This is a genomic window from Nonomuraea purpurea (assembly GCF_042650645.1).
Lineage (GTDB): Bacteria > Actinomycetota > Actinomycetes > Streptosporangiales > Streptosporangiaceae > Nonomuraea > Nonomuraea purpurea.
In genome coordinates this window covers 179880-192549 of sequence record NZ_JBHSBI010000001.1, presented here as the reverse complement: position 1 = coordinate 192549, position 12670 = coordinate 179880, and the positions used below count along the sequence as shown (strand labels likewise).

The following is a 12670-nucleotide window of genomic DNA, read 5'->3' as shown; positions in this document are numbered from 1 at the left end:
GGCGGCCCATGTCCGAGGCTCCGGCGCCCATGTCCGATCGTCCGGCGGCCGAACCTACGCCGATACCTTGGGAACATGGACGTGCTCAGCGACGCGATCACCGCCATGCGCACGGGGATGCCCCACGCCGCCCGCACCCGCGTCCGCGCACCCTGGGGTGTGCGCTTCCGGCCGCAGCAGGGCGCGGGCTGCCACGTGATCCTTCAGGGCTCGTGCTGGCTGCTGCCCCCGAGCGGCGACCCCGTGGCGCTGGGCGTGGGCGACGTGGTGTTCCTGCCGCGCGAGCTGGGCCACGGGCTGGCCGACGCGACCACGACCCCGCTGGTCGAGGCCGTGCCCGAGTTTCGTGACGGCTCCCCCGTCGGCCGCCTGCACCGTGAAGGCCCTGGGCCCGCGACCGAGATGTTGTGCGGGGCGTACCGGCTCGACCGGTTCAGGCCCCATCCGCTGCTGGCCGAGCTGCCCGACGTCATGCACATCCCGGCCAGGATCGGCCGCCACCCGTCGTTGCGCGGCACGATCGAGCTGCTCGGCCACGAGCTCGACGCCGCCTCCGGCCCCGGCTCCGACGCCGCCATGGCGGCGCTGCTCGATCTGCTGCTCCTGTACGTCCTGCGCGCCTGGTACGACAGCCGGCCCGACCCGGAAACCGGCTGGGGCGCGGCCCTGCGCGACGCGGCGGTCAGCGAGGCGCTGCGGGCCATCCACCAGTGTCCGGCCCACCCGTGGACGGTCCAGTCGCTGGCCGCCCGTGCGGGGCTGTCGCGGGCGGCGTTCGCGCAGCGGTTCGCGGGCAAGGTGGGCACGCCGCCGCTGGCGTACCTGACCTGGTGGCGCATGACCACGGCCGCGCGGCTGCTGCGCGACTCGGACCTGCCGCTGCGCTCGATCGCGGAACGGAGCGGTTACGCCTCGGAATTCGCCTTCGCCAAGGCGTTCAAGCGGGAGTTCGGCACGCCGCCGGGCCGCTACCGAGGCGAGACGACGACCTAGACCTGGTTCGGGACAGCTCCGCCGTACCTCCTGTCGCGCTTGGCGTAGATCTCGCACCCCTCCCACAGGTCCCTGCGGTCGAAGTCGGGCCACAGCCGGTCGAGGAAGACCATCTCGGCGTAGGCCGACTGCCACAGCAGGAAGTTGGAGAAGCGCTGCTCCCCCGACGAGCGCAGGAACAGGTCGACCGGCGGGATCTCGGGCTCGTCGAGGTAGCGGGCGAAGACCTTCTCGTTGACCTTCGACGGCTTGACCCGGCCGGCCGCGATGTCCTGGGCCAGTTTGAGCGCCGCGTCGATGATTTCCGCCTGCCCGCCGTAATTGACGCAGAACTGCAACGTCAGCTTGCGGTTGGAGGTCGTCATCTCCTCGGCGGTCTGCAGTTCGGAGATCACGCTCTTCCACAGCCGCCCCGGCCTGCCCGCCCAGCGCACGCGCACGCCCATGGCGTTGAGCTCGTCACGCCGCCGCCTGATGACGTCGCGGTTGAACCCCATGAGGAAGCGCACCTCGTCGGGCGACCGCTTCCAGTTCTCGGTGGAGAAGGCGTAGGCGCTCAGGTAGGGGATGCCCAGCTCAAGGGCGCCCTCGATGACGTCGAACAGCGAGGCCTCGCCTGCTTTGTGCCCCTCGGTGCGCGGCAGGCCACGCGCCTTGGCCCAGCGGCCGTTGCCGTCCATGACGATGGCCACGTGCTGGGGCACCAGATCGCGCGGGATCGGCGGCGGTGTGGCCCCCGAAGGGTGTGGGGACGGAGATCGAACGTTCACGCAGGCTCCCTTTCGACGTGTCGGAGAGAGCGTATTCCGTGTTCGAGGTGCCATTGCAGATATGCGGCGACGAGTCCGCTGCACTCGCTGCGGTGGCGTGACTCGGAGGCGTCGGCGGTGGCCCAGTCGCCGCGCAGCAGCGCCGTCATCAGCCCGATCGTCTCGCTCGCGGGCACGGCCGCGCCCGCGGGACGGCACGCCCCGCACACCACGCCGCCCGCGACGATGGCGAACGCCCTGATCGCCGGTGTCCGGCACTTGGCGCACGCGTCCAGCGCCGGGGCGTAGCCCGCCACGGCCAGCGAGCGCAGGAAGTAGGCGTCCAGCACCAGCCTGGCCTCGTGGCCCCGGTCGGCCAGTGTCCGCAGACCGCCCACCAGCAGCAGGAACTGCCGCAGCGCAGGCTCTTTCTCGCCGTGCGTCAGCCGGTCGGCCGTCTCCAGCATCGCGCTGCCCGCGGTGTAGCGGGGATAGTCGGCGGCCAGCGCCTCGCCGTAGGGCCTGATGGTCTCCGCCTGGGTGACGACGTCGAGCGTCCGGCCCGTGTGAAGCTGCAGGTCGACGTGGGTGAACGGCTCCAGCCGCGCCCCGAAGCGCGACGTGGTGCGGCGCACGCCCTTCGCCACCGCGCGGATCTTGCCGGTACGCTTTGCCAGGATGGTGACGATACGGTCGGCCTCCCCGAGCTTCTGAGTGCGCAGCACCACGCCTTCGTCACGGTAGAGACTCACTCGAACATCTTACGGCCGTCCCAAGTCGGGTAACGGGCATGCTCTGATGACGCGACTTTACGTGATCCTCACTAGACTTTGACGTCTGTCCCCGCATCACCCGTTGTTCAACCCCCCGCTACCGCCTCGAAAGGGAGTCATGACCCGCGTGGTCCTGCTGGGCGCCTCGCCCGGCCCCGACACCTCTCCGACCGGCCTGAGGCTGGCCGCGCTGCCCGGCAATCCCACCGTGGCCGAGCGGCTGCGCAGCCAGCTCGCCTCTGTCGATCCGCAGTTCGCCACGGTCCAGTCAGGTGACGTGGCCGCCATGCTGCGCGACCTGGCCGACGTCGCAGATTCCGCAACGGAGAGCCTGTTCATCATCCCCGAAAACTCGGTCGTCCACGACGAGCTGATCTACCAGATCACCAAGTCCAAGCGCGGTGCGCTGGCGCTCGTCGCCAAGGAGGCACGCTTCGGGACGACTGAGGAGGCGCAGGAGGACAACACCCCTGAGGACACCGGCCCGGAGGAGAGCGTCCCGATCGACGAGGCCGACCCCGAGATCGGCCGCGAAACCGTCGAGGGGCTGCTCGTCAGGGCCCGCGTCGGCAAGTCGCGCGTAGTGTCGGTGGGCACCGCCACCCACGGTGTGACCAGGCCCAACGCCGTGCTGCTCGGCCCGCTCCACGTGAGCACGCGCAACGCGCCCGTCCTCGCCGAGACCTGCCGTGAGCTGGCCGCCATGGCCCACACCTTCGGCGCCGACGACGACCTGGTGCAGCTCATCGTGTTCGGCCTGGTGCGCAACGGCGTGTCGGTCGGCATCAGGGGCCGCCGCGACCTGTTCTACCGCCGGGTCACCACCCAGGAAGAGGTCAACGAGGCCGGGCCCGAGATGGCGGCCATCAACGAAGACCGCGCCAGGCTCAACAACGCGGTCAAGGGCGCCGACGGCTTCTTCACCACCTACTTCGTCTCCACCTACTCCCGCTTCATCGCCCGCTGGGCGGCCAGGCGGGGGCTGACGCCCAACCAGGTGACGCTCATCTCGATCGTTCTGGGCGTGGCCGCCGCCGCCTGTTTCGCCACGGGCGACCGCCCGTGGATGGTGCTCGGCGGCGTGCTGATCTACTTCGCGTTCGTCTTCGACTGCGTCGACGGACAGGTCGCCCGCTACGCCCGCAAGTTCGGCGTCCTGGGGGCCTGGCTGGACGCGACGTTCGACCGGTTCAAGGAGTACGTCGTCTTCGCCGGCCTGGCCGTCGGCTGGGTGGTCTCCGGCAACGGCGACGACATCTGGATCCTGGCGCTGGCCGCCATCGGCCTGCAGTCGGTGCGTCACCTGCTCGACTTCTCCTTCGGCGCGGCCAACCGCCGCCGCAAGCCCCCGTCCAAGCTGCCCACGGTGCCGCTGGACTCCCCCGACGACCGTGACCTGCGCCAGGCGCTCGTGCGCCGCAAAGAGGAGCGCAGCCAGGGTCTGAGGGGCGTGCTCAAGATGTGGACCAAGGCCGGCAAGTTCCGCGCCGTCCACTGGGCGCGCAAGATGATCGTGTTCCCCATCGGCGAGCGGTTCGCGGCCATCGCGATCACCGCCGCCCTCTTCGACGCCCGGATCACCTTCCTGACGCTGGTGATCTGGGGCTCCGTCGCCGCCGCCTACACCCTCACCGGACGCCTCATGAGGTCGCTCGTATGATCACCCAACCGCAGGCCATGGCCGCCCCCACGCCGGACCCCGACGAGGAACGCCGCCGCATCCAGACCGCCCGCCTGCTCGCCTACCGTGATGACGGACCGCTCGCCAACGTGCTGGCCGGCAAGCTCGGCAAGGGCCTGCCGCCCGTGCCCGCCACGCTCGTCGCCCTCCTGGCCGTCATCGCCCTCACCGTCGCCGGCCTCCTCCAGCCCGGCCCGATCCTGCTCGTGCCCGTGCTGATCGTCCTGGTGCTCGTGCTGCCCACCGCGCCGCGCGACCACCTGGGCCGCTTCGACTGGCTCACTCCGCCGCTGCTGCGCGGTGCCGAGTTCTTCACCATGATCGCGATCGGCCTGGCGGCCGAGGCGCCGAAGTGGCTGCTGTTCGTGCTGGTGTACGTCGTGGGCTACCACACCTACGACACCGTCTACCGCACCCGGCAGAGCATCTGGCCGCCCGCCTGGGTGTTCCACGCGGGGCTCGGCTGGGAGCTGCGCCTGCTGATCATCGGCGGGGGCGCCGCCCTCGGCGTGCTGACGCCGGTGCTGGCGGTGCTGACCGCGTACCTGTTCGTGCTGTTCGCGGTGGAGAGCGTGACGAGCTGGGTCCGCCTCGACAAGGCCTCCGCTCAGGCGGGGGCCGACGCCGAGCAGGACCTGGAGGCGTCGCCGGAAGACGCCATGGAGCAGGCCACCGGCGAGGCCGAGAAGGGCTGATTCTCCGCTCCCGTTTTCGTTCGCGGCGCCGCAGGACTTCGCTCTGCGGCGCCGCCACGTTTTCGGGGGCCCGCCATTCCGGGAAATGGCGGATTAGTCTGGGCTCAATGACATCGGGGCCGAATGCCGGTCCGGCTGGAGCCAGGAGACGCGGATGGCGTTCTTGTCGCGGCTGTTCAGGCGGGACGACCCGCTGACCGAGCGCGAACAGGCGCGTCAGCAGGGGATGCGGGACGCGCGCCGGCACCCTCTGGGAGAGTTCACGGATCCGGATTTCCAGCCCGCGTTCGTGACCGAGATCCGGGCCAGGGCGCGGGAGCGGATCACGGAGGTCGATCGGCGACTGGCGGCCACGCGTGCCGTGTTGCTGGAGCGGGCTCTGGGCGAACGCGAGGTGATCCTGCGGGAGCTCGGCCGTATCGGCACCCGGCCGGAACCGCCGGTCAACGGGCACGCCCTGACCGAGGACGAGAGCGACGAACAGGACCCGTTCATCTCGATCGCGGAGGCCAGGGTGCGGCGGGCCGAGGCGCGGCGCAGGGCCCTGGTCGAGGAGGCCAACGCCGGCGTGCAGCGGGCCAGGGCCCGGATCGAGCATCTCACCCAGGAGTGGGAGAGCGCGCTGCTGGAGCGCGACCACGAGGTGGAGGCCGTGCACGCCAGGGCCGAACAGCACATCGCCGCCTACAAGGGCGGGGTGCTTGAGGTCCATCCGCGCAAGGAGGAGATCCCGCCGCTGTGGAAGGGCGAGGTCGTCGCGATGGAGGCCACGGAGGAGACGGCCACGGCGATCTCGGGGCGGGAGGAGATCGCACGGATCCTGCGCGAGGTCGAGGACCGCATCGAGGTGTGGCACGCCGAGGTCATGCCCCGGGAGGTGCCCGCCGGGCCCCGCCAGCTTCCTCCGTCCCCGCCTTCGACCCCTGAGCCCACCGATCGCGGCGATGTCGCTGACGCGCCCCCGGGCGGGCGAGAGACCCGGGAGGACGGCTGATGATGACGACGGGACCTCGAACAGCGGCGGTGTTAGGGGTGCTGTGTCTGGTCGGGGCGGGGGTGACCGCGTGCGGTACGGAGGCGAAGAGCGTCTGCGGCGTCATCGTCGACTCCACCAGCTACGCCGACCCCGCCACCTCCAGGAACGACGTCTCCTCCAAGCTCCCCGCCTTCGCCCAGCAGTGCGACTGGGTCGCGTTCGCGGCGGTCACCGGGAACTCGGAGAGCAGCACCTGCCGCCAGGACCCCGTGCCCATCGCCGCCACGCAGGCCGAGAACCCCAACGACAACCCCGTCGTCGAGGACCGCGTCAGGGCGCACCGCATCACCGAGGTGCTGCCCAGGGCGCTGAAGTTGTTCGACTGCCCCACCGAGGGCCAGGGGTCGGACGTGCTGGGCGCCCTCCGTTACGTGGTCAAGCAGGTCGATGCGCGGCGGCAGCCGGACAAGGCGCATCAGCTCATGGTGTTCAGCGACCTGATCAACAACCGGGGCGACCTGAACATCGACAAGCTGGACCTGAGCGAGGGCGCGCGCAAGCGGAAGATCCAGCAGTTGCGGGACGCGCGGCTGCTGCCCGACCTGACCGGGTACGCGGTGGTCGTCCATGGTTTCCTGCGCAAGAAGATGTCGAGCCCGGATCGGTTCCCGCTGCTCGAGGGGTTCTGGCGGGAGGCGTTCGAGGCGGCGGGCGCGTCCTCGGTGGACCTGCTCTGACGGTCCGAGAACACGCTCCACCCCTAACCCCGGCATGTTGACATCAGGTAAAGACCGTGTTCACATCGCGCTGAGAGAGCGCTCTCTCAACGCCCTCCAGCACCCCCCATGGAGCCATGATGACAGCGACAATCCGGCGCCGGCGCCGCCTGACCGCGGTGGCGGTGGTGCTCGCCGCGCTCACCGGCCTGCTGGTCAAGGCGGCCGTCAGCGCCTCGGCGGCCGTCCCGCCCACCCCGTCCGGCTGGTCCCTCGTCTGGTCGGACGACTTCGACGGCCCGGCCAACACCCTGCCCTCCTCCTCCAACTGGATCATCGACACCGGCCACTCGTACCCGGGAGGACCGGCCAACTGGGGCACCGGCGAGATCCAGAACTACACCTCCAGCACCTCCAACCTGAGCCTCGACGGCTCGGGCAACCTGCGCATCACGCCGCTGCGCAGCGGCTCAGGCGAGTGGACCTCGGCCCGCATCGAGACCAGGCGGGCCGACTTCAAGCCCGCGGAAGGACGCGTCCTGCGCATCGAGGGCCGCATCCAGATGCCGAACGTGACAGGCAACGCCGCCCTCGGCTACTGGCCGGCCTTCTGGGCGCTCGGAGCTCCGTACCGGGGGAACTACTGGAACTGGCCGGGCATCGGCGAGTTCGACATCATGGAGAACGTCAACGGCATCAACTCCGTCTGGGGCGTGCTCCACTGCGGCGTCAGCCCGGGCGGGCCGTGCCAGGAGACCACCGGCCTGGCCGCCAACCGCGCCTGCCCCGGCTCGACCTGCCAGGCGGCCTACCACACCTACCGCTTCGAGTGGGACCGCAGCGTGAGCCCCAACCAACTGCGGTGGTACGTGGACGGCCAGCAGTTCCACAGCGTCAACCAGTCCCAGTTCGACGCCACGACCTGGAACAACATGACCGGCCACGCCGGCTACTTCCTGCTGCTGAACGTGGCGATGGGCGGGGCGTTCCCGAACGCGCTCGGCGGCTCGACGCCCACGCCCGACACCGTGCCGGGCCGTCCCATGATGGTGGACTACGTGGCGGTGTGGCAGAGCGGCTCGACCGGGCCCACGCCGACCAATCCGCCCGGGGGTGTGGACGCCCGCTCCACGATCCAGGCCGAGCGCTACCAGGCCCAGTCGGGCACCATCGTCGAGACCACCACCGACTCCGGCGGCGGCCAGAACGTCGGCGCGATCTCCAACGGCGACTGGCTCCGCTTCGACGGGGTGAACTTCGGCTCCGAGGCGGCCCACCAGTTCAAGGCCAGGGTGGCCTCCGGCGCGGCGGCCGGGGTCAGCGGGCTGGTGCAGGTGCGCCTCGACAGCCCGACGGCCACGCCGATCGGCGACTTCGCGCTCGCCAACACGGGCGGGTGGCAGAGCTGGCGGACGATCCCGGCCAACATCTCGGGCGTGACGGGAACGCACACCGTCTACCTGACCTTCAGCAGCGGTCAGCCGGCTAGCTTCGTGAACGTCAACTGGTTCACCTTCTCGACCACCTGAGCGCGGCTCCCCCGCCTCCTCACAGCGTCGACTCGAAGAGGCGGGGGAACACCTTGGAGACCTTCGACAGCAGGTACGCGCCGTAGGTGCCGGTGAAGTCGACCTGGCCGTCCCAGCGGTGGCCCGCCGCGTACGGCAGCGGCGGCACCTCGTCGTCCCAGCCGGGATCGAAGAAGAACGGGAAGCTCAGGCGCTCGTTGCCGCTGCGGTTGCGCACCCGGTGCGGGGTCGAGCGGTAGTGGCCGGTGGTGAGCTTGTCGAGCATGTCGCCGATGTTGCACACGAACGTGTCCGGCAGCGGCGGGGCCACGATCCAGCCGCGCGCGGTGCGTACCTGCAGGCCGCCGTTGGCGTCCTGCAGGAGGAGGGTGAGCAGGCCGTAGTCGGTGTGCTCGCCGACGCCCCAGGTGGCGGGGTCGTCCGGCGGAGCGGGCGGATAGTGAAATATCCGGAACAGGATGGTCGGGTCGGCGGTGTACCCGGTGCGGAAGTAGTTCTCGTCCAGCCCGAGGCTCAGCGCGATGCCCGACATGACGCCCTGGGCGAGCCCGGTCATCGTGTCCAGGTATTCGAGCACGGCCCCGCGCAGCTCGGGGACCTGGGCGGGGAACAGGTTCGGGCCGTGCAGCGGGAGCGGGCCAGGCGGCTCCTCCGCGCCGAAATAGAGGCCCTCCTTCAGATCGGGACGGCCCGAGGTCAGCTCGCCTCCGACGGGGAAGAAGCCGCGCCAGGCGCGTCCGCCCTTGTCCATCGAGATCTCGTCCTTCACCGCCTCGGGCAGCGCGAAGAACCGTCTGCCGGCCGCGTCGAGGCGGGCGATGAGCTCCGGCGGCACCCCGTGGCCCGAAATGTAGAAAAATCCGCTGTCCCGGCAGGCCGCCCCGATCGCGTCGGCGACCGCGCGCTTGCCGGAGCCCGTGGTGTCGGTGAGAAGCGGCGCGACATCAATCACCGGCAATTCGCTCATCGCACCATTGTTCCCCCGTAATCGCGACTTAGCATCGAAGGCAGGACCCTCTGGGGAGGCCCGGATGCGCTTCATCCGCAGGAAGCAGGACGAGCCCGACGAGCCAGGTCAGGTCACCCGCATCGCGCCCGCCGTCGCGTACGACGGAGACCTCTACCACCTGCCGGACTGGGCGCAGCGCCGTCGCGAGGAACGCGAGCTCGGCCGCGCGCACGCCACCGACGGCCAGATCGACACGCTGACGCTGCAGACCGGCAGCGTGCCACGCTTCAACGAGCTGGAGGACGAACGCGTCGAAGAGCTGTGCCATCACGACGAACGCACCGAACAGGAGATCCAGCGGGCCCGCGCCGAGCTCGAATCGCAGAAGATCCGGCTGGCGCAGTCGCAGCGCGCGTTCGGGCAGGCGCGCGAGGCGCTCGACGACAGCCGGCGCCGCGTCACGGAGCTGGAGCAGCCCAGCAGGCGGGCCGGCGACGGCCGGCCCAGCTCGATCGCCATCTCGGGCAGCCGCTGGCCGGCCGTACGCCGCTGGCTCCCCGGCGCGCTGCTCCTGCTGCTCCTGCTGATCGTCGAGGTGCCCATCCTCTACCAGGTCATCCTGAGCTGGGGCGACAGCGTCGCGATGACGGCGCTGCTCGCCGCGGGCGCCGCGCTGATCATGCTGGTCGCGCCCCACATGTACGGCCGGGCGTTCCGCGCCTGGCAGGAGCACGGCAGCTCGGCCCAAGGGCGGTGGCTGCTGACCGGGGTGGCGCTCGTCTGGCTGGGCCTCATCGTCGCCGTGGCCGTCCTGCGCCGGGACGCCCTGGTCAAGCCGCTGGTCGTGGACGGCCAGAACATCGGCCCCACCTCCGAGGGCGTCAACCAGCTCCCCACGATGATCCTGCTCCTGGCCCTGCTGATCGCCACCGCCCTCATCGCGGCCGACCTGGGGCGCCGGATGCACAACCCGAACGACCGCCGCCTCAGGGAGCTGCGCGCCAAACGCGACGCCGAGGCCCGCACCTGCGCCGACGCCCAGGCCGCCTACCAGCAGGACGCCGGATACGCCGAGAGCATCGCCCAATACCTTCAGGCGGTGGACCGCCGCCGGGCCAGCCGGCTGCGGCGGCTCGACAGCGGATTCGACAGCCTGGCCACCGCCTACCTCGGAGGCGTCGTCGAAGGGCTCAGGGACCCGGAGGCGGCGAGCTGGGCCGAACGCATCGTCCTGCGCCGCCGCACCCGCTCCTGATCAGGTGGACTCGCGGATGACCAGGCGGGTCGGGAGGACGACCGGGGTGGTGTGGCGACCCTCCAGACGGGACAGCAGCAACCGGGCCAGCGCCAGCGCCTGATCGGCCACCGGGACGCGGACCGTGGTGAGGGCGGGCGTGGTGGCCGAGGCGGCGTCGATGTCGTCGAAGCCGACGACCGCCAGGTCCTCCGGCACCCGCCGCCCGCACTCCCTGGCCGCCTGCAGCGCGCCGATGGCGAGCTGGTCGGTGGCGGCGAAGACGGCGTCCAGGGCGGGTTCGTCGCCGAGGAGCTGCCGCATGGCCGCCGCCCCCGACGGACGGGTGAGGTCGGCGAGGGCGAGCAGCGGCTGCCGGCCGGCGCGCCGCAGAGCCTCCCGGTGTCCGGCCAGGCGGTCCTGGACGGCGACCAGGTCCATGGGGCCGCAGATCATGCCGATGCGGCGGCGCCCGCGCTCGATGAGGTGCTGGGTGGCGGCCGCGGCGCCGCCGGCGTTGTCCACGTCCACGTACGGCACCAGCGAGGCGATCGCCTGCTTGCCGAGCAGCACGACCGGCACCCCGGTTCGGGACAGCCGCTCGGCCAGGGTGTCGGCCCGGTCGGGCGGCAGCAGCACGACCCCGTCGCAGAGGCGGGCCTCCACGTGCTGGACGATGCGCCGCCGGCTCTCGGCCGTGTCGGCGAGCATGAGCGTGATCTGCTTGCCGGCCCCCTCCAGCAGGCTGGTGACGTACTGGACGACGGCGGCCGTCAGCGCCTCGCCGCCCTGACGGGGGACGGACACGACCAGGGCGACGGCGTTGGTCCGCCGGGTGACGAGGCTGCGGGCGGCGGCGTTGGGGACGTACCCGAGCTCTTTGACCGCCCGCAGCACCGCCGTGCGCACCTCGGAGCTCACCGACGCCTCGCCGTTGACGACGCGCGAGACCGTGGCCCTGGAGACGCGGGCGCGGGCGGCCACGGTCTCCAGGGTGGGGCGTTTGGGGCGGGTGTCGGTGAGGCCGTTGCGGCGGACGACGTCGCGGTACCACAGGGCGCTGTCCTTGAGCCGGCGCCGCTGGGTGGCGAAGTCGACGTGCACGAGCCCGAACTTGCGCCGGTAGCCGTCGGCCCATTCGAGGTTGTCGAGCAGCGTCCAGACGAAGTAGCCGCGCACGGGGGCGCCCGCCTCGATCGCCGAGCGCAGGGCGCGCAGGTGCTCCTCGATGAAGCTGATGCGCTCGACGTCGTGGATGCCCTCGCCGGTCACCACGTCGACGAAGTCGGCGCCGTTCTCGGTGACCATCAGGTCGGTGCCGGGGTACTCGGTGGCCAGGTGCTGGAGCACGCGCGACAGGCAGCCGGGCACGATGGGCCAGCCCATCGCGGTGACCGCCGTGGGAACCGTGCAGAACAACACGCCCTCGCTGCCGGGGAAGGCCGGGTCGGCGGGCTCGCTGGGCTGGGCCTGGACGACGAGCGGGGTGTAGTAGTTGACGCCGAGCAGGTCGATGGGCCGGGCGATGACCTCGAGGTCGCCGTCGCGAATGTGGTCGAGCCCGGCGGCGCGCTCGATGACCGGGAGCAGGTCGGCGGGGTAGGCGCCGCGCAGCATCGGGTCGAGGAACTGCCGGTTGGCCAGGGCGTCGATCCTGGCCACCGCGTCGGCGTCCTCCTCCGACAGGGGCCTGGAAGGGTCGGCGACCTGGCCTGGCGTCATGACGGGTGAGATGTTCAGCACGACGCCGACCTTGGCGTCGCCGAGCGCCTGCGCCGCGAGGCCGTGCGCGAGCATCAAATGGTGTGCGGCCGTGAACGCGTCGGCGGCCGATTTCCGGCCCGGCGCGTGAATGCCGGAGCCGTAGCCGAGAAAGGCCGACACCCACGGCTCGTTCAGCGTGAACCAGGTGCCGACCCGGTCGCCGAGCCTTTCCCCGACCGCGGCGGCGTAGTCGGCGAAATGGCGGGCGGTGTCGCGGGAGGGCCAGCCGCCGGCGTCCTCCAATGACTGCGGCAGATCCCAGTGATAAAGCGTGGCGTAAGGCGTGATGCCCGCGCCGAGCACCTCGTCGAGCAGCCTGTCGTAGAAGTCGAGACCGGCCTGATTGGCCTTGCCCGACCCGTCGGGGAACACCCGCGCCCAGCTCACGGAGAACCGGTATGCGGCCATTCCCAGGTCTTTCATCAACCGCACGTCTTCGGGATAGCGGTGATAATGGTCGCAGGCCTCGGCCCGGTCGGCGGAAAAGACGTCCCAAATGGACGGGCCGCGGCCGCCCGCGGATGTGCCCCCCTCTATTTGAAAAGCCGAAGTAGAAACTCCCCAGACGAAACCCTCGGGGAAGCTTGTTGCGCTCATTCTGGTGGGACCCT

At 71.0% G+C, this 12670-nt stretch carries 11 protein-coding genes; 7 read left to right on the top strand and 4 right to left on the bottom strand.

The features are described 5' to 3' along the window. Window positions 1-75 precede the first annotated feature (75 nt). Window positions 76-993 carry an AraC family transcriptional regulator gene (locus ACFOY2_RS00910; RefSeq protein WP_379525938.1) on the top strand — a complete coding sequence of 306 codons (918 nt, stop codon included), beginning with the start codon at window positions 76-78 and terminating at the stop codon, window positions 991-993. Here ACFOY2_RS00910 and ACFOY2_RS00905 read toward each other — a convergent pair. Together ACFOY2_RS00905 and recO are read right to left on the bottom strand one after the other, a co-directional pair. Continuing rightward, a complete protein-coding gene (locus ACFOY2_RS00905; protein ID WP_357810357.1) occupies window positions 990-1763 on the bottom strand; it encodes an isoprenyl transferase in 774 nt (257 codons plus the stop codon). The two genes, ACFOY2_RS00910 and ACFOY2_RS00905, sit on opposite strands and share 4 nt — an antisense overlap. Beyond that, window positions 1760-2494 (bottom strand): DNA repair protein RecO, encoded by a 735-nt coding sequence (recO, locus tag ACFOY2_RS00900; RefSeq protein WP_379525937.1) that lies wholly within the window; start codon window positions 2492-2494, stop codon window positions 1760-1762. The genes ACFOY2_RS00905 and recO overlap by 4 nt, the downstream gene beginning before the upstream one ends. 139 nt (window positions 2495-2633) lie before the next feature. Here recO and ACFOY2_RS00895 point away from each other — a divergent pair, with 139 nt between their 5' ends. The 5 genes from ACFOY2_RS00895 (at window position 2634) to ACFOY2_RS00875 (ending at window position 8112) form a co-directional block, all read left to right on the top strand. Further along, entirely contained in the window at window positions 2634-4175 is a 1542-nt protein-coding gene (locus tag ACFOY2_RS00895; RefSeq protein ID WP_379525936.1) for a CDP-alcohol phosphatidyltransferase family protein, read from the top strand. Continuing rightward, complete coding sequence (locus ACFOY2_RS00890) at window positions 4172-4891, top strand: DUF5941 domain-containing protein (RefSeq protein WP_379525935.1); 720 nt, start codon at window positions 4172-4174, stop codon at window positions 4889-4891. The genes ACFOY2_RS00895 and ACFOY2_RS00890 overlap by 4 nt, the downstream gene beginning before the upstream one ends. A gap of 154 nt (window positions 4892-5045) precedes the next feature. Further along, a complete protein-coding gene (locus tag ACFOY2_RS00885; protein WP_379525934.1) occupies window positions 5046-5885 on the top strand; it encodes a hypothetical protein in 840 nt (279 codons plus the stop codon). Then, window positions 5885-6604, top strand: a complete 720-nt coding sequence (locus ACFOY2_RS00880) for a hypothetical protein (protein ID WP_379525933.1) — start codon at window positions 5885-5887, stop codon at window positions 6602-6604. Before ACFOY2_RS00885 ends, ACFOY2_RS00880 begins: the two co-directional genes overlap by 1 nt. A gap of 116 nt (window positions 6605-6720) precedes the next feature. Then, window positions 6721-8112 (top strand): glycoside hydrolase family 16 protein, encoded by a 1392-nt coding sequence (locus ACFOY2_RS00875; protein WP_379525932.1) that lies wholly within the window; start codon window positions 6721-6723, stop codon window positions 8110-8112. 19 nt (window positions 8113-8131) lie between these two features. Here ACFOY2_RS00875 and ACFOY2_RS00870 read toward each other — a convergent pair whose 3' ends face one another. Continuing rightward, window positions 8132-9079, bottom strand: coding sequence for an isopenicillin N synthase family dioxygenase (locus ACFOY2_RS00870; RefSeq protein WP_379525931.1), 948 nt, complete (start codon window positions 9077-9079; stop codon window positions 8132-8134). Window positions 9080-9143: 64 nt separating this feature from the next. Between ACFOY2_RS00870 and ACFOY2_RS00865 the strand changes: the two genes are divergently transcribed. Continuing rightward, complete coding sequence (locus ACFOY2_RS00865) at window positions 9144-10316, top strand: hypothetical protein (protein ID WP_379525930.1); 1173 nt, start codon at window positions 9144-9146, stop codon at window positions 10314-10316. Here the strand turns inward: ACFOY2_RS00865 and ACFOY2_RS00860 are convergent, their stop codons facing one another. Beyond that, entirely contained in the window at window positions 10317-12656 is a 2340-nt protein-coding gene (locus ACFOY2_RS00860) for a GH1 family beta-glucosidase (RefSeq protein WP_379525929.1), read from the bottom strand. Window positions 12657-12670 lie beyond the last annotated feature (14 nt).

What these genes read in the sequence shown, in the direction of transcription:
- ACFOY2_RS00895 (WP_379525936.1), top strand. Translation starts at nt 2,634, where the DNA reads ATGACCCGCGTGGTCCTGCTGGGCGCCTCGCCCGGCCCCGACACCTCT.
- ACFOY2_RS00875 (WP_379525932.1), top strand. Translation starts at nt 6,721, where the DNA reads ATGATGACAGCGACAATCCGGCGCCGGCGCCGCCTGACCGCGGTGGCG.
- ACFOY2_RS00880 (WP_379525933.1), top strand. Translation starts at nt 5,885, where the DNA reads ATGATGACGACGGGACCTCGAACAGCGGCGGTGTTAGGGGTGCTGTGT.
- ACFOY2_RS00885 (WP_379525934.1), top strand. Translation starts at nt 5,046, where the DNA reads ATGGCGTTCTTGTCGCGGCTGTTCAGGCGGGACGACCCGCTGACCGAG.
- ACFOY2_RS00865 (WP_379525930.1), top strand. Translation starts at nt 9,144, where the DNA reads ATGCGCTTCATCCGCAGGAAGCAGGACGAGCCCGACGAGCCAGGTCAG.
- ACFOY2_RS00870 (WP_379525931.1), bottom strand. Translation starts at nt 9,079, where the DNA reads ATGAGCGAATTGCCGGTGATTGATGTCGCGCCGCTTCTCACCGACACC.
- ACFOY2_RS00910 (WP_379525938.1), top strand. Translation starts at nt 76, where the DNA reads ATGGACGTGCTCAGCGACGCGATCACCGCCATGCGCACGGGGATGCCC.
- ACFOY2_RS00890 (WP_379525935.1), top strand. Translation starts at nt 4,172, where the DNA reads ATGATCACCCAACCGCAGGCCATGGCCGCCCCCACGCCGGACCCCGAC.
- ACFOY2_RS00860 (WP_379525929.1), bottom strand. Translation starts at nt 12,656, where the DNA reads ATGAGCGCAACAAGCTTCCCCGAGGGTTTCGTCTGGGGAGTTTCTACT.